12 protein-coding genes are annotated in these 16,529 nt (G+C 74.2%); 7 read left to right on the top strand and 5 right to left on the bottom strand.

Going from position 1 to position 16,529, the window contains the following annotated elements; translation table 11 throughout:
- Positions 1 to 22: 22 nt before the first annotated feature.
- The 4 genes from ABEB12_RS35605 to ABEB12_RS35590 are packed head-to-tail and all read right to left on the bottom strand — an operon-like array spanning position 23 to position 7,824.
- Positions 23 to 1,054 carry an aminotransferase class V-fold PLP-dependent enzyme gene (locus tag ABEB12_RS35605; protein WP_185065202.1) on the bottom strand — a complete coding sequence of 344 codons (1,032 nt, stop codon included), beginning with the start codon at positions 1,052 to 1,054 and terminating at the stop codon, positions 23 to 25.
- On the bottom strand, positions 1,054 to 5,526 hold the full coding sequence (locus ABEB12_RS35600) for a hypothetical protein (RefSeq protein ID WP_185065201.1): 4,473 nt from the start codon (positions 5,524 to 5,526) through the stop codon (positions 1,054 to 1,056). The genes ABEB12_RS35605 and ABEB12_RS35600 overlap by 1 nt, the downstream gene beginning before the upstream one ends.
- Before the next feature lie 25 nt (positions 5,527 to 5,551).
- Positions 5,552 to 6,358, bottom strand: a complete 807-nt coding sequence (locus ABEB12_RS35595; RefSeq protein WP_185065200.1) for a hypothetical protein — start codon at positions 6,356 to 6,358, stop codon at positions 5,552 to 5,554.
- On the bottom strand, positions 6,358 to 7,824 hold the full coding sequence (locus ABEB12_RS35590; RefSeq protein WP_185065199.1) for a hypothetical protein: 1,467 nt from the start codon (positions 7,822 to 7,824) through the stop codon (positions 6,358 to 6,360). The genes ABEB12_RS35595 and ABEB12_RS35590 overlap by 1 nt, the downstream gene beginning before the upstream one ends.
- Before the next feature lie 45 nt (positions 7,825 to 7,869).
- On the opposite strand from ABEB12_RS35590, the gene ABEB12_RS35585 reads away from it, so the two are divergent.
- Both ABEB12_RS35585 and ABEB12_RS35580 read left to right on the top strand, forming a co-directional pair.
- Positions 7,870 to 8,280 carry a secondary thiamine-phosphate synthase enzyme YjbQ gene (locus ABEB12_RS35585; RefSeq protein ID WP_185065198.1) on the top strand — a complete coding sequence of 137 codons (411 nt, stop codon included), beginning with the start codon at positions 7,870 to 7,872 and terminating at the stop codon, positions 8,278 to 8,280.
- Between the two features lie 50 nt (positions 8,281 to 8,330).
- Positions 8,331 to 9,353, top strand: a complete 1,023-nt coding sequence (locus ABEB12_RS35580) for a hypothetical protein (RefSeq protein ID WP_185065197.1) — start codon at positions 8,331 to 8,333, stop codon at positions 9,351 to 9,353.
- 316 nt (positions 9,354 to 9,669) lie between these two features.
- Here ABEB12_RS35580 and ABEB12_RS35575 read toward each other — a convergent pair whose 3' ends face one another.
- Entirely contained in the window at positions 9,670 to 11,418 is a 1,749-nt protein-coding gene (locus ABEB12_RS35575) for a proline--tRNA ligase (protein WP_185065196.1), read from the bottom strand.
- A 57-nt stretch (positions 11,419 to 11,475) separates the two neighbouring features.
- Between ABEB12_RS35575 and ABEB12_RS35570 the strand changes: the two genes are divergently transcribed.
- The 5 genes from ABEB12_RS35570 to ABEB12_RS35550 all read left to right on the top strand — a co-directional run bounded on the left by ABEB12_RS35570 (position 11,476) and on the right by ABEB12_RS35550 (position 16,137).
- Entirely contained in the window at positions 11,476 to 11,847 is a 372-nt protein-coding gene (locus ABEB12_RS35570; protein ID WP_425572304.1) for a VOC family protein, read from the top strand.
- A gap of 10 nt (positions 11,848 to 11,857) precedes the next feature.
- Positions 11,858 to 12,613 carry a peroxide stress protein YaaA gene (gene yaaA, locus ABEB12_RS35565; RefSeq protein WP_185065195.1) on the top strand — a complete coding sequence of 252 codons (756 nt, stop codon included), beginning with the start codon at positions 11,858 to 11,860 and terminating at the stop codon, positions 12,611 to 12,613.
- Positions 12,614 to 12,767: 154 nt separating this feature from the next.
- A complete protein-coding gene (locus ABEB12_RS35560; protein ID WP_221498909.1) occupies positions 12,768 to 13,475 on the top strand; it encodes a PIG-L deacetylase family protein in 708 nt (235 codons plus the stop codon).
- Between the two features lie 212 nt (positions 13,476 to 13,687).
- Positions 13,688 to 14,659 carry a serine protein kinase RIO gene (locus ABEB12_RS35555; RefSeq protein ID WP_345703426.1) on the top strand — a complete coding sequence of 324 codons (972 nt, stop codon included), beginning with the start codon at positions 13,688 to 13,690 and terminating at the stop codon, positions 14,657 to 14,659.
- 113 nt (positions 14,660 to 14,772) lie between these two features.
- On the top strand, positions 14,773 to 16,137 hold the full coding sequence (locus ABEB12_RS35550) for an FAD-dependent oxidoreductase (protein WP_185065193.1): 1,365 nt from the start codon (positions 14,773 to 14,775) through the stop codon (positions 16,135 to 16,137).
- The last annotated feature ends 392 nt before the right edge of the window (positions 16,138 to 16,529 follow it).

The raw sequence follows: 16,529 nt of genomic DNA, 5'->3' as shown, positions 1-16,529 counted from the left end.
GAGCGGAAGGGTGGGGTGGGGGTTACCTGGTCAGGGCTTGGAGGGCGTGGTGGACGTCGGCTTGGGTGTTGTAGAGGTGGAAGGCCAGGCGGGCGGCGCCGCGGCGCGAGCTGGCTACCACGCCGGCGGCGGTCAGGCGGTCGATGGCGTCCGCTGCGGCTACCACCGTGATCGCCGACTCGCCGGGCGGCAGGCCGAGGCCGGCGCGCAGCTGGTTGGCCAGGCCTACGCAGTGCGCCCGCACCTCGCCGAGATCCAGGCCGGCCAGCCAGGGCAGCGCCGCGGCCGCGCCGACGTGGCAGAACCAGGCCGGTGAGGTGTCCAGCCGGCGGGCGTCGGCGGCCAGTTCGGCGGGCAGCCCGTAGGTGCTCGCCCACGGGTCCTCACCCGCGTACCAGCCGGCGCTGAGCGGAACCAGCTCGCCCCGCAGCTGGTCGGACACCGCCATCCAGGCCACGCCCCTCGGGCAGAGCAGCCACTTGTACCCGGCGGCCACCACCGCGTCCGCCCAGGCCACGTCCAGCGGCAGCCAGCCGGCGGCCTGCGTGACGTCCAGCAGCACGCGGGTGCGGGTGCCCTCGGTGGCGGCGCGCAGCGCGGCCAGGTCCAGCACCGCACCGTCCGCCGACTGCACCGCGCTGACCGCGACCAGGTCCGCGTCGCCCGCCCGGGCCGGAATCTCGGCGAGCGGCGCCTCCACCACCGTCAACCCGCGCCCGGAGTGCACGGCGAACGGGAAGGTCACGCTGGTGAAGTCCCCCTCGGCGACCAGCACCCGCGCGCCGTCCGGAAGCGCCGAGGCGACCAGACCAACCAGCGCCGACACCGCGGGCCCGATGGCCACCCGCTCGACGCCGAAGCCGACCAGCCGGGCGAACGCCGCGCGGGCCACGGCCACCGGCTCGTCGAAGTCGTGCGCCCGGCCGGTGCCGACCCGCCACTGCCGCACAGCCTCCGCCACCGCCTCGCCCACCGCGACCGGCGGCAGCCCGATGCTGGCCGTGTTCAGGTAGCCCTCGGGTACGTCGAACCGCTGTCCGAACGCCGAACGCATCAGACGTTCGCCCCGGCGCGCTCGGGGCGCCGGAACACCCGCACGGCGGCCAGCCGGCCGGTGCCGTCCGAGGGCGGCAGCTCGTCCAGCCGCCGCGCGATCTGGTCGTCCACCGAGAGGTACTTGCGGCCCGCGCGCAGGTCGGCGTCGTTGCGCAGCCGGATAACCAGCGGGAACGTGCTCAACGCGCCGGCGTCGAACAGCCCGGTGGTGTACACCAGCTGCACCCCCAGCGCCTCGGCCACGCCGAACTGCAGCTCCAGCAGGTACCCGGCGGATGCCCGGCCGATCGGGTTGTCCAGGAACAGCACCCCGGCGTGCGGCCGCCGGCCCTCGCCGCGCTGGTTGGCGCGCAGCGCGGCCATCGTGCAGTACAGCACGATCGCGGCGGTGAGCTGCTGGCCGCCGGAGAACACGTCGCGGATCTCCGACACCCGCAGGCGCTCGGTGCGCAGCACCGCGTCCGGCTTGAGCATCTCCACCCGGACGCCCTTGGGCATCGCCGCGCGCACCCCGCGCAGCAGCAACGACATCCCGTCCCGCTGTTCCTTCGCCGTCGCCCCCGCACCTTCCAGGTAGCCCTCGGCGGTGCGGTCCACCACGTCGCCCAGGCGTTCCTCGAGCAGCGCGTCGTCGTCCAGCTCGTCGAACCGGATGCGCAGGAACTGCTGGCCGGACCAGTCGGAGAGGCCGTCGGGCAGCTGGGAGAGCCGCCCGGCCAGGCGCAGCGTGCGCAGCGCCTCCCCGACCATGCCACGCAGCCGGGTCACGATGCCCGAACGGTGCCGGCCGATGTTGGTCAGGTCGTCGGTGAGCGAACGCAGCCGGGGGCGCAACGCGATGGCCCATTCGCCGGCCAGCGGCGGCATCTCCGCCCGCGAGACGCCCAGGATGTGCCGGCGCACCGGGCTGGTGACCCCGCCGTAGCGGGCGTCCTGGGCGTGCTTGGCCACGTCGTCGGCGGCCCGCCGCACCGCGTCCTCCCCCGCCGCGCTGGCCGAGGCGGCCTCGCGCAGCGCGGCCCGGGTGGCCTTCAGCCGGTCCACCGCGACGTCCAGATCCCCGACGAACGCCGTGGAGACCGCGCCCGAGGCCGGCGCCAGCTCGTCCAGGCCGGCGACCAGCTGCCCGAAGCCCTCGGCCAGACGGGCGGTCTCGCGTTCGGCGGCCTCCGCCGTCTCCCGGCGCGCGCGGGCCTGCCCGGCGGCGGCCTCGGCGGCGATGCGGTCCCGGTCGGCCCGGGAAACCAGGGAGTCGCCGTGCTCGATGTCCTCCGGCGGCCCGTACGGGTCCAGCGACACCCGCTGCGGGCGGTGCTGGTCACGGGCGGAGCGGGCCATGGCCACCTCGGTGTGGGCGGCCTGCAGCCGGTCCCGCAGCTCGCGCAGCACCCGGACGGCCTGGGCCTCGGCGGCGCGCCGGGATGCCACGTCCGAGCCGTCCGGGCTGCGCAGCAACCCGTCCGCCCGGCGGCGCACCGGGTCCGGCAGCCCGGTGACCGCCCCCCTGGCCGCCTCCGCCTCCCGCTCGGCGGCGCGCAGCGTGGCGCGCAGGTCCGCGTCCACCTCGGCGGCCGCGTACGCGGCGTCCGCCCGCCGGTACTCGGCCCGCAGCACACCCAGCGGCTGCTCCGACTCGGGTTGCCCGGCGGCCACCCCGGCCACGTCGGTGGGCAGCTGGGCCAGTTCGTCGCACGCGGTGGCCACGGTCGCGGCGGCCCGGTCGGCCACCCGAACCTGCTCGTGCGCGTCCCGGTCGGCCTGCTCCGCCGTCTCCCGCGCGGTGGCCGCCCGGGCGTCGGCCTGCTCGGCCGCCTCGGCGTGTTCGCGCACCCGGTCGGTCAGCTCAGGGCGGCGGGCCACCTCGGCGCGCAGCGCGGCCAGCCGGGCGGCGGCCGTGCGGGCGGAGTTCTCCTCGGCCCGCATCCGGGGCAGCGCGGCCTCCAGCTCGTCCGAGCGGGTGTCCGAACCGGCCAGCTCATCGGTCAGCCCGGCGACCTTTTCAGCCGCGGCCTCGGCCGCGCGTACGGCGTCCCGGTGGACGTCGGCCAGCTCCTCCGGCCGGCCCGGCGGATGCTCGGCGGCGAAGGCGCGCATGCGCTCCAGCAGCGTCCGGTCGGCCTCCCAGCGGGCGTCCAGCGCGGCCATCCGCTCGCGGCGCCGATCGGTCTCCCCGGTCAGCTCGGCCCTGGTCCGCTCGGCCGCCGCCTCGTCGAACATGGCCGGGTTGGGCGGCACCACGAAGTCCACCCCGGCGGCCGCGCCGGTCACCTCGTGCAGGGCGCGGCTGGCGCCGACCGCGACGATCGCGCACGGCAGCAGGCGGGCCTCGGCCAGCGCCTCGCGGGCGCGCGGCGCGTCGGCCGGGTCGTTCAGCAGCACGCCGGCGACCAGGTGCCCCAGCCGGTCCAGTACACCGGCGCGGTCGGCCTCCTCCAGGCCGGCCAGGTAGCGCCAGCCGGAGTGCGCGGCGATCCCGGCCTCCTCCAGGGCGGCCAGTGCCTCGCGCACCTCGCCCGGCTCGGGCAGCAGCCCGCCCTCACCCAGCGCGGCCACCGCCTGGAGGTCGCGCCGCTGGGCGGCGCGCAGCTCGATCCGTTCCTCCTCCTGGCCGGTGATGGCGGCGGCCAGCCGGTCCAGCAGCGCCGGCGCGTCCCGGTCCGGGCGGACCTCGTCGGCGCCGAGCAGCTCGGCCAGCCGGGGCTCGGCGGCCAGTTCGGCGCCCGCCTGGTCGGCCCGCCGCCACCGCTGCCCGGCCGCCTCGGCTTCCGCCCGACGGTCGGCCTGCGCGCCGCGCGCGGTGGCCAGCGACTGCTCCGCCGTGCGCCGGGCGGCCCGCAGCGCGCGCTGTTCGTCCAGGGCGTGCTCGACGGCGGCGCAGGCGGTCCGCTCGGCCGCCTCGGCCCGCCGGGTGGCCTCGGCCACGTCCTCCTCGGCCTCCAGCAGGCCGGCGCCGGCCGCCTCGGCCACCCGCGCCCGGATCCGGCCGATCTCGGTGCGCGCCTGGTCGGCCGAGGAGCGGTGTTCGGCGGCCTCCCTGGTGTGCCGCAGTTCCTCGTCGCGCGCCGCCCGGCCGTCCTCCCGGGCCGCCTCGGCGCGCACCGTGGCGGCCCGGGCCTCCTCCTCGGCCGCCATGGTCACCCGGCTCAGCGCCCCGGCCAGCGCGAGCGCCGCCGCCTGCCGCGCGGCCAGCGCCGGCTCCGCCTTGCGCTGCTCGTCGGCCACCACCCGGCGCAGCCGGGCCGCCTCGGCTGTGGCCAGCTCCTCGCGCAGCACCGGCTCCACCGCCTGCCAGGCGGCCACCAGCTCGTCGGCCTCGTCCACCCGCTCGCGCAGCGCGTCGCGGGCGTCCTCGGCCACCCGGTGGCGCAGCTCGGCCACCCGCCGGCGCAGCTCGGTGCACACGTCCTGCAGCCGGCGTTCCCCGACGCCGGTCTCCTGCTCCGCCCTGGTCGCCTCGGTCAGCACGGACCGGGCGGTGGCCAGGCGCTCCTCCTCGGCCAGCCGGCGCGCGGCCAGCGCGGCGGACAGCTCGCCGGCGGCCCGGCGGGCGGTGCGCTCCAGCTCCCGGCCTTCCTCGGCCCGCCGCTCGGCCTCGGCCAGCGGGGCCAGCCGGTCCAGCGTGCCGGCGACGAACTCCCGCTCCAGCTCCAGCTCGGCCCGCTGGGCGATCTTCGCCGCGTACCCGGCGACCACCTCGGCCAGCCCGCGCGGTTCCTCCTGGTCGACCACCGCGCGCAGCAGGAAGTCCACGAACGCCTCGTCGCTGGGGAAGGCGAACGCCTCGGCCGCCTCACCCTCGCCGGCGTTCATCGCCCGCTGGTACCGGAAAAGCTCCGGATCCAGGCCCAGCTCGATGAGGTGCGCCGACCAGTCCCGGTGCACGGTCTCCCAGGCCAGCGCCAGCCCCGGCCGACTGCCCTGCGCCTCGTCCAGCCGTTCCTTGAAGCCGGCCATGGTGACCCGCCGGTTGCCCACCGCGAACGGCAGCTCGTCCAGGCCCAGGCCCGGTCCAGGGCGGAACGAGTACCAGGCGTCGATCAGCTTGGCCGGGTCGGTGGAGACCACGTGGCCGCGCCACTCGGACACCTTGCCGGTGACGATCCGCTCACCGGTCTTGGTGTGCATCCACTCCAGCGCGACGTGGGCCACGTCGTCGCCGAGCACGAACTTCTCCAGCACCCGGCTGTTCGTGGTGCCCACCACCTGCCGCCGGCCGGGCAGCAGCACCGAGAAGATCAGCTTGAGCAGCACCGACTTGCCGCCGCCGTTCTCCAGGAAGAGCACGGAGGCCGGCGAGGGGCGGCGGGGCGGCTCGGTCGCCGCGTCGGCGCCGGCGTCCACCGGGAACAGGTCGGACTGCACGGCGGTGCGCACCACCGGCCCGATGCCCCGGAAGTCCAGGCAGACGTCCTGGTAGCGGGCCCCGGGCGGGCCGACCGAGAACAGGCGTACCCGAGAAAGCTCGTACACGTATCTCCCCCTGGATCGGACCGGCTCAGACCAAGGCCTCGGAGTCGGTCACCCGCAGGCTGCCCTCGGCGGGCGCGGCGGGCAGCACACCCAGCTCGAGCAGCTCGTCGAAGGTCCGCTGGGCGGCCAGCTCGCGCACCTGGACCTGGTAGCGCGGGGTGGTGCGGTAGGTGCCGGAGTCGGCGCCCGCCCCGCCGACCGCGACCAGGAAACCCTGGTCGGCGAGGAACCGCAGCGCCCGGGCGACGATGCCCCGGGTGGTGCCGGAAGCCACCCGGCCGTCCTTGGTCGCGGCGGTCTCCGGCCGCCGCAGGTACATCCGCCAGACCCGTTCCAGCTCCGGCGCCTCCGACTCCGGGTCCGAGTTGACCGAGCCGCCGTTGGTGCGTTCCTCCAGCACCCGGCAGGCCTCCCGCACGGCGGCGTCCACCTGCTCGACCGAGACCCGGCCGACGTAGGCGTCGTTGCCGAGGTCGTCCGGCCGGGGGAAGGCCAGCGCGGCAACGGCCAGGTGGGCCAGGCCGTGCAACACCTTGTCCGCCTGCCGGTTCTGCAGCGCGGTGCGCCGGGCGTACTCGTCCATCTTGATCTCGAAGACGGACTCCTCGGTGGCCGCGAGCACCGCGCCGGACTGCGCGTTCACCGCCAGCACCACCAGCCCCAGGCCGGCCGCGACCCGGTGAACCAGGTCCTTGTAGACGTCGTCCTCGCGGTACCGGTTGACCAGGTTGGCGTACAGCGCGTCCCGGCTGGGCAGCAGCTTGGGCCGCATCCCCAGGGCAACCAGCTGAGCCGCCGCCTCCGCGTCCCCCGGCTTGATCTCCCCCGCCATCAGGCCACGTCCTCCTCTGCGAGCGCGCCCAGCTCGGCGACGGTGACCAGCAGGTCGCTGCCGCCGAACTCCGGGTCGTCCAGCACCTCGCCGTCGTCCACCGCCAGGCACACGCCCTGATCGTGCTGCCCGCGGGTGGTGGCCAGCGTGGTGCCCACCGCGTGCAGCACGCGCAGCGCGACCAGCCCGGGCAGTTCCGGGTCCAGCTCGCGGGCCTCGGCGAGCAGCCCGGACAGCCGCCGGCCGACCTGGGGCAGCCGGAGCAGCTCGTCGGCGCGCTGCCACTGCTCCTCGGTGTAGCGGTCCTGGTCCAGTGCCATCAAGTCCGGCTCGGGCATCGCCGCACCCAGCGGGTCCCGCTCCACCGACGGCACCAGCAGCGTCTCCACCAGGCCGCCCAGGCTGGGCACGCTGGGCACCCGGACGCCGGCGCCGGCACCGAAGAACCCGGCCGCCGGGGACACCGCCTCGGCCACCCCGAGGTCCAGGCACGGGCGCAGCAGCTGGCCGAACACGTCCACCGCCGACCGCCGGGCCCGCCCGGCGAACTGCTGGCGGTTCTGCTCGGCCCGGAACAGCTGCCCGGCCTCCTGCAGCCGGGCCTGCAGCTGGGTGTGCCGGCCGATGCACTCCTTCACGATCACCACCAGCTCGGCGGCCTGCTTGCGCCGCTCCGGCTCGGCGGTGTCGTCGCGGGCGTCGGCGATGTGGCTGAGGATGGCCGTCTCCGCCCGGTACCGGGACTCGATGTGCGCCAGCGCCTCCTCCAGCAGCTCGGGCACGCTGCTCAGCCAGTCCACCGAGCGCACGTCCCGCTGGGTGGCGTCCAGCTTGTGGCGCAGCGCCTCGGCATACTGGACGGTGCGGTAGCGGGCCTGCTCGGCGGCGAGCCGGGCATCCCCCAGCCGTCCCCGGCGGATCAGGTTCTCCAGCTTCACCTCGGCCGCGACCTGGGCCGACTCGACGTCCGTGTCCAGCGCGCCGACCAGCACGTTGATCGCCTCGTCGGTGGCCCGCAGGTAAACCCGGCCGTCCGGCGCGGCCAGCTCGACCAGCAGCTTGAAGTCGAACCGGCGGCGCACGTAGCGGCCCTGGCCGTCGAAGGTCCCGTAGTCGGCCTGGAACCCCCGGTCCACGCTGCCCACGTTGATCAGGTTCTCCACCACCCAGGCGCCCACGCCCCGGTGTTCGCCGGCGGACCGCTCCGGCGCCTGCGCGGCGATGAACGGGGTCAGCCGGCGCACCACCTGCTCCTGGTCGGCGCCGTGGTCGAAGTCCATCGCCAGGGTGACCTGGTCGATCGCCTGCAGCCCGATCTCCGCCATCTGGTAGCGGCCGGCGTCCAGCCATTCCAGGTGGGCCTTGCGGGTGTCCAGCCCATGGAGAGGCGCGGTGCACGCCAGCGCCTTCAGCCGCCGGGCGACCGCCTCGTCGGCCAGCGCCGGACCGCCATCCCCCGCAATCACGCGGAGCACTCTACGAGGCAGCCCATCGGCAACTACCGTCACGGTATGCGCAGCGAGGAGATCCAGGTACGCACCGGAGGCCGGGAGACCGTGCTCGACCTCACCGACCGGGTGACCGAGTTCCTCGCCCGGCACGGCGCCGAGGACGGCCTCCTGCACGTGTGGGTGCCGCACGCGACGGCCGGCCTCGCGGTGATCGAGACCGGCGCGGGCAGCGACCACGACCTGCTCACCGCCCTGGGGTCGCTGCTGCCCAAGGACGACCGCTGGACCCATCGGCACGGCAGCCCGGGCCACGGCCGGGACCACGTGCTGCCCGCGCTGGTGGCGCCATTCCTCACCGTGCCGGTCCTCGGCGGACGTCCCGCACTGGGCACCTGGCAGTCGCTCTGCCTGGTGGACACCAACGTGGACAACCCGGTGCGCACCGTCCGGCTGTCGTTTCTGGCCGGCTGATTTCGGCAAACCGACCACGCGGGCCGAGCCTCGGGGCTACCGTTCCCCGGGTGACGTCGTGGCGGCCTGACCAGGAGGAATCGGCGCGCGGCATCCATCCGTTCGCCGGTGTGCGCCCGGTCACCCGCTCGCCCGCACCACCCCGCCGACCGGCACCGCCGCCCCCGGCCGCACCCCAACCCCCGGCCGCACCGCCGCCCCGGGCCGTACCCCAACCCCCGGCCGCACCGCCGCCCCGGGCCGCACCGCTGCCCCCGCCGTACGGCCGGGTCCCGCCGGGCGCGCGCCGCCACCCGAACGAGCTGCTGGCCCAGCAGCGCCTCACCGAACCGCCGGCCGGCTTCGGCCACCCGCCACCGCGCTACCCGCACCACCCCGAGGCCGGCGCACCCGCCACCCGGCCCCTGCCCACCGACTCCGGCCGGCGTTGGCTGCTCGTCGGGGTAGCACTGGTCGCGGTGGCCGTGCTCGGCGTGGCCGGGACGTTCCTGGTGCTCCGCAAGCACGCGTCCGCCGACCCGCCCGGCAAACCGGTCAACGCCGCCGGCGTCAGCTACCGGGTACCGCCGGAGTGGGCGGAGGTGCCCGGCGCCCCGGGTACCACGATCGGCGGCGTGGCCCTGGACGGCGTCGCCACCGGGCCGCGCTACAGCTGCGCCGGCCACGGCCGCAACCGGGTGACCGTGGGCAGCACGCTGCTGTTCCGCCGGGACGGCTCGGAGCCGCGCCCGGAGGACGCGGTGCGCAGCTTCGGCCCGCTGTTCGCGGCCAGCTTCTACGGCGGGGCCGCCGAGGTGGTCGCCGAGCGGCCCGCGCCCCGGACGGTAGCCGGGGTGGCGGGCGCCGCCGGCCGGATCGAGGTGCGGCCGCCGGACCCGGGCGACTGCCCCGGCCTCACCGGCCGGCTGTACCTGCTCGCGCTGCCCACGCCGAAGCGCGGCGAGGACGGCCGCCCGGCGGTCGTGCTGCTGGTCGTGCAGCAGGACCTGGGCGGCGGCCCGCCCGAGGTGCCGACCATCGACGAAAGCACCGTCATGAAGATCCTGGACAGCGCCCGGGTAGCCGACCGGTAGTCGGCGCGCCAAGTCGCTGTCGGTATTTCGGTGCCCTCCGGGCGCTACCCCCGGGACCCTCCGAGGCCGCTATGGCTCTGCGCACAAATACGCGACACCACGGAGCTTGGACGAGGATGAGGCCGCTCCCCATGGTCAGGTAGCACGGAGAGACGTCGTACTAGTCAGTAAGGTCTCTCCTCGCGACCTCGGCGCGACAAGGCCGAGCCGCGCCAAACCCCCGGGGGCTGTTGCGTATGTGTGCGCAGAGCCATAGCGACTCCGGGGGTACCCGCGGGTTGGAGGCGGAGCGCTCGGGGTGCCGCGAGAACGCGCCTCAGCCGCTGACCAGCGCGGTGAGGTGGTCGATCGCCTCGGCCACCGGGATCTCGACGCGTTCCCCGCTGCGCCGGTCCTTGACCTCGATGACTCCGTTGGCCAGGCCCCGGCCCACCACCACGATGGTCGGCACACCGATCAGCTCGGCGTCGGCGAACTTGACCCCGGGGCTGACGTTGCGGTCGTCCAGGATGACCCGCACGCCGGCCGCGTCCAGCTCGCCGGCCAGCCGCTCGCCGCCGTCCTTGATCTCGTCGGTCTTGCCGGCGATCACCACGTGCACGTCGGCCGGCGCCACCTCGCGCGGCCAGATCAGGCCGTCGCCGTCGTGGCTCTGCTCGGCGATCACGGCGACCAGCCGGGATACCCCGACCCCGTAGGAGCCCATGGTGATCCGGATCGGCTTGCCGTCCGGGCCGAGCGCGTCGACCTCGAAGGCGTTGGCGAACTTGCGGCCGAGCTGGAAGATGTGCCCGATCTCGATGCCCCGCGCGGCCTCCAGGATGCCCTCGCCGTCCGGCGAGGGGTCACCCGGACGCACCTCGGCGGCCTCGATGGTGCCGTCCGGGGTGAAGTCCCGGCCGCACACCAGGTCGACCACGTGGTGGTCCGGCTTGTCCGCACCGGTCACCCAGGCGGTACCGCGCACGATCCGCGGGTCGACCAGGTAGCGCACCCCGTTGCCGGCCAGCGCGCCCGGCCCGATGTAGCCCTTGGTCAGGAAGCTGTTCGCGGCGAAGTCGGCGTCGTCGAGCAGGGCCACCTCGTCCGGGTAGACCGCGGCCTCCAGCCGCTTCATGTCCACCTCGCGGTCGCCGGGCACGCCGACGCCGAGCAGCTTCCACTCGGCGGCTCCCGGCGCCCTGGTCTTGACCAGCACATTCTTCAACGTGTCGGCGGCGCTGAAGCGCCGGCCGAGGCCGGCGGAGTTCAGGAAGTCGACCAGCGTCTCGATGGTCGGGGTGTCCGGGGTGTGGTGCACCTGCGCGGCCGGCTTGTCCTCGACGGACTGCTCCGGCGGGGCCGGGGTGGTCACCGCCTCCACGTTGGCCGCGAAGCCGGACTCGGTGCTGCGCACGTAGGTGTCCTCGCCGGTCTCCGCCTCGGCCAGGAACTCCTCGGACGCCGAACCGCCCATCGCGCCGGACAGCGCGGACACGATCACGTACCGCAGGCCCAGCCGGTCGAACAGCTTGATGTAGGCGTCCCGGTGCAGCTGGTAGGAGTTGTCCAGGCCCTCGTCGGAGAGGTCGAACGAGTAGGAGTCCTTCATCAGGAACTCCCGGCCGCGCAGGATGCCGGCCCGAGGGCGCTCCTCGTCCCGGTACTTGGTCTGCACCTGGTAGAGGATGACCGGGAAGTCCTTGTACGAGCTGTACTCGCCCTTCACCGTGAGCGCGAACAGCTCCTCGTGCGTGGGACCGAGCAGGTAGTCGCCGCCCTTGCGGTCCTTGAGCCGGAACAGGTTGGGGCCGTACTCGGTCCACCGGTTGGTCGCCTCGTACGGCTCGCGGGGCAGCAGCGCCGGGAAGTGGATCTCCTGGGCGCCGATGGCGTCCATCTCCTCGCGGACCACCCGCTCGATGTTCCGCAACACCCGCAGGCCCAGCGGCAGCCAGGAGTAGATGCCGGGGGCTATCCGGCGGACGTACCCGGCCCGCACCAACAACTTGTGGCTGGGCACCTCGGCGTCGGCGGGATCGTCGCGCAGCGTACGGAGGAACAACGAAGACATCCTGGTGAACACGGCTGGAAGCCTAGCGACGGTCCGGTTCTGTCGGTCCCCCCGGCTACCGTTCCATGCATGGGAACGAATGTGAGCCTCAACATCGCGATGGCCACCCTGGACTGCGCCGATCCCCAGAAGCTCAGCGCCTTCTGGGCCGAGGCGCTGCGCACCACGGTGGCCGGCGACTACGGCGAGTTCGTCATGCTCGCCCCACCGCCCGGCGGCCAGGTCGCGCTCGGCTTCCAGAAGGTGGCCGCGCCCAAGGCGGGAAAGAACCGGATGCACCTCGACCTGCACGGCGGTGCCGGCCGGGTGGCCGAGGTGGAGCGGTTGGTCGGGCTGGGAGCCACCGTGCTCTGGGACCAGGTGGGCGCGGTACCCGGCATCGACTGGACCACGATGGCCGACCCGGAGGGCAACGAGTTCTGCGTCGGCGAGGAGAGCTAACCTCGCCGACGTGCTGATCCTGCTGCCGCCCTCGGAGACCAAGAGCGACGGCGGGGACGGTCCGCCGCTGGAGCTGGATCGGCTGTCCTTCCCGGAGCTCACCCCGGCGCGCAAGGAGCTGGTCGACGAGCTGGCCGCGCTGGCCGCCGACCCGCCGGCCAGCCGGGCCGCACTGGGGCTGTCCGAGCGGCAGGACGCGGAGATCGCCCGCAATGCGGAACTGTGGTCGGCGCCGACCACGCCGGCGTTGCGGCGCTACACCGGCGTGCTCTACGACGCGCTGGACGTCGGCTCGCTGCGCGGCGCGGCCGCGGAACGGGCGGCCGAGCGGCTGGCGGTGGGTTCCGCGCTGTTCGGGCTGCTGCGCGCGGGCGACCCGGTTCCGGCCTACCGGCTCTCCTCGGGTTCCGCGCTGCCCGGCCGGGGCACCTTGGCCGCGTTCTGGCGCCCCGCGCTGGACCCGGTGCTCGCCGGGTTGACCGGTCTGGTCATCGACCTGCGCTCCGGTGGCTACGCCGGGCTGGGCCGGGCACCCGGGGCGATCAGCGTGCGGGTGCTCACCGAGCGACCGGACGGCAGCCGAGCCGTGGTCAGCCACTTCAACAAGGCGACCAAGGGCCGGCTGGCCCGACTGCTCGCCGGCACCCGCGCCGAGCCCACCGACCTGCCCGGCCTGCTCCGGGTGATCCGCCGCGCCGGCCTGCCGGTGGAACACGGCCGCAAGCCCGACGAACTGGACCTAGTCGTCCCCGACCTCCCCGGGTGAGATCACCCGGTCCAGATCGGCCACCCTTCGGGCGCGAGCATTTCAGCTCCAGTCACGCTCAATTCACCGGCGGTTTCGGCAACCACGGCAGTAGGCTACGACAACATCGCGCCCTGTTATCACGGAGGTCGTCTTGCCCGAGCCGTTGTTGCCGATGCCGGAGGACTGGGAACGGGCGCTGTGCGTCGTTGCGCATCCAGATGATCTCGAGTGGGGCACCGCCGGTGCCATCGCCGGGTGGACGGCGGCCGGCAAGAGCGTGACGTACCTGCTGGTCACCCGGGGCGAGGCGGGCATCGACGGGATCCCGCCGGAGCAGTCGGGGCCGCTGCGCGAGGCCGAGCAGCGCGCCGCCGCCGCCGAGGTGGGCGTGCACACCGTGGAGTTCCTGGACCACCGGGACGGCGTGATCGAGTACGGGCTGGCGTTGCGCCGGGACCTGGCCGTGGCCATCCGGCGGCACCGGCCGGAGCTGGTCATCACGATCAACCATCACGACTACTGGGACGGCGTCCGGTGGAACTCGCCGGACCACAAGGCGGTCGGCCGGGCCACCATCGACGCCGCCGGTGACGCCGGCAACCGGTGGATCTTCCCGCCGACCGGCGACGAACCCGAGGCCTGGCCGGGGGTGCGCTGGGTGGCAGTGAGCGCCTCGCCGCTGGCCAGCCACGCGGTGGACATCTCCGCCCAGCGCGAGCGGGCGATCGCCTCGCTGGCCGCACACGAGAGCTACCTGCGCGAGCTGTACGACAAGCCGCCCCTGGAGCAGGCCGCGGCGCTGGTGGACGACACCTCGGACACCGACCCCGCGCTGTTCGGCGGCCGCGCCTACCGCTCGTTCGAGCTGATCACCTACTAGCGGCCGAAAACTCGGTTGCCCTGCACCGCGCGATGGGGCACGGTGGCTCACGACCGAAACAGAGGTGCCGGCCGCGCCGGCGGAGGACGGGAGGGTGGTTCCAGTGGTGATGACTGCCGCCCGGGACGTGGCCGTTGCCCGTCCAGCCGCTCCGCCGAGGTAGTCAACCCGCCGGTGGGGCGGACCTTTTCCTCGGTCAGGAGACCCCACCAGTGCGTTCGCACGAACACTTTCTCGATGACGATTTCGCGGATTTCGACAACATGGCCGGCAGCGGCCGGGGCGGCCGGCGCGCCGCCCGCAACCACCAGAGGTTCGACGACGAGCCGCCGCGGCACCGGCGGCCCGGCACCGACCCCGAGTTCGAGCTGGAACGGGCGGACGCGGAGGAGGACCTGGCGCCGCCCGACGGCGACCGCTGGTCCAGCTGGGACGGCGCGGAGCACGGCCCCCGGCCCTACCCGGAGTGGCTGGTCACCGACTCGGGCGCGGTGGACGCCGAGCTGGGCGCGCTCAAGTCCGGCAAGGAGGCCGACGTCTTCCTGGTCCGGCGCGCGCTGCCGGACGGCGGGCGGGAGTGTCTCCTGGCCGCCAAGCGGTACCGCTCCGACGAGCACCGGATGTTCCACCGGCACGCCGGCTACCAGGAGGGTCGCCGGGTCCGCCGGTCCCGGGAGACCCGGGCGATGGCCGGCCGGACCGCGTTCGGCCGTTCCCTGCTCGCCGACCAGTGGGCGGCCGCCGAGTTCGGCGCGCTGACCCGGCTGTGGTCGGCGGGTGCCCCGGTCCCCTATCCGGTGCAGAGGATGGGCGGCGAGGTGATGCTGGAGTTCCTCGCCGAGCCGGACGGCTCGGCCGCGCCCCGGCTGGCCCAGCTCCGCCCCGAACCGGACGGCCTGGCCGACCTGTGGGCCCAGCTGGTCGAGGCGTTGCGCCTGCTCGCCCGGGCCGGGCTCGCGCACGGCGACCTCTCCGCCTACAACCTGCTGGTGCACCGGGGCCGGCTGATGCTGATCGACCTCCCGCAGGTGGTTGACCTGGTCGGCAACCCCCGGGGCGACGAGTTCCTGCGCCGCGACGTGCGCAACATCGCCGGCTGGTTCGCCGCGCGCGGGCTGCCCGCGTCCACGGCCGACCCGGAGGAGCTGTTCCGCCTGCTCGTGGCGGAGGCGTTCGGGATGTGAGACGAGACGCCCGCCGGGCCGACTCCGGGTGAACCTGGCAAGGTGTTCGCCGAGCCCACCACCGATCGGGCCCGGCCCGATCGCTCGATCACCTTGCGCGGGATGTGAGATTCATGCCGGTCGAAAGTCCGCTGAACGTCGCCGTCGTCGGTTCCGGCCCGTCCGGGTTCTACGCCGCCGGGGCGTTGCTGGACACCGAGGACCTGGACGTCCGGGTGGACATGTTCGAGCGGCTGGCGACTCCGTGGGGGTTGGTCCGGGCGGGTGTCGCCCCAGACCACCCGAAGATCAAGTCGGTGTCGGCGGTGTACGCGAAGATCGCCGCGCAGGAGTCGTTCCGGTTCTTCGGCAACGTCGAGGTGGGCAAGGACGTGCTCCGCGAGGAGCTGACCGAGCGGTACGACGCGGTGATCTACGCCGTGGGCACGCCGACCGACCGGAAGCTGGGCATCCCGGGCGAGGACCTGCCGGGCAGCGTGGCGGCGGTCGACTTCGTCGGCTGGTACAACGGCCACCCGGACTTCGCCGACCTCACCTTCGACCTGGACACCGAGCGGGCGGTGGTGATCGGCGCGGGCAACGTGGCGCTGGACGTGGCGCGCATCCTGTGCTCGCCGGTGGACCGGCTGGCCCGCACCGACATCGCCGACCACGCCCTCGAGGCCCTGCGCACCAGCCGCATCACCGAGGTGCTCGTGGTCGGCCGGCGCGGCCCGGCCCAGGCGGCGTTCACCACCCCCGAGCTGAAGGAACTGCCCGAGTTCACCGAGTCCGGGGTGGACGTGGACCCGGAGCAGGTGGCCGAGGGCCCCGGCGACGAGGAGCTGTCCCGGGTGGCCAAGCGCAACCTGGGCGTGCTGCGCGAGTACGCGGCCGGCGGGCTGGACCTGGGGCAGCGGCACATCAAGCTGCGCTTCCTGCGCTCCCCGATCGAGCTGCGCGGCGACGGCCACGTCCAGGAACTGGTACTCGGCCACAACGAGCTGCGCACCGACCCGGAGGGCTGGGTGAGCGCGCGGGACACCGGGGTGCGGGAGGCGGTGCCCACCGGGCTGGTACTGCGCGCGGTCGGCTACCGGGGCCTGCCGCTGGACGGACTGCCCTTCGACGACCGAAAGGGCGTCATCCCGAACGACCGGGGTCGGGTCGAGCAGTCCGAACGGGAGTACGTGGTCGGCTGGATCAAGCGCGGGCCGACCGGGATCATCGGCACCAACAAGAAGGACTCGGTGGAGACGGTCCACCGGTTGCTCGAGGACCTGGCCGACGGTTCGGTACGCCGCCACGACCGGGACCACTCCTTCGAGGTGGAGCCCTGGCTGCGGCAGCGCCAGCCCAACCTGGTGACCGAGTCCGGCTGGCAGCTGATCGACGCCGCCGAGCGGGCCGCCGGGGAACCGCACGGACGGCCCCGGGTCAAGTTCTGCCGCACCGACGAGTTACTCGCCGTCTCGCGCGACCAACAAAGCCCGGGCTGACCGCTCCTCAATTCGTGACACCAGTCACACTTCACCAGTTCCAGTTGTCCCCCACGGGAATTCACCTCCCCATTCCGCCGCTCCGGGGTGCGCAGGTGTCTCACCAGTTCCAGTTGTCACACATCACACACACCTCCTTTCACCCTCACCGAATTACCGATTCGCCGGGATAATCACTGCGGGTAGAACGCACTGGGCCGAGCCGGCCGCTTGGTCCGTCCGATTGGAGCAATCCGGTCGCTACTGCCAGTTCCAGTTGGTCACCCTGTGCCCCCTTCTCGTTGACATCCAGCGGACAGCGATGACAGGCCGTCATCACCCGGATACGATCGCGTTACTCGCACCTAGGCAATATGAACCGTCAACGCCAGGAGGGGTACCAGCGGATGCCA

Origin of the sequence: Actinospineispora eucalypti (genome assembly GCF_039543365.1) — a bacterium.
GTDB lineage: Bacteria > Actinomycetota > Actinomycetes > Mycobacteriales > Pseudonocardiaceae > Pseudonocardia > Pseudonocardia eucalypti.
Note: the sequence above shows the minus strand (reverse complement) of the source record. Positions and strands in the feature narration are given on the sequence as shown.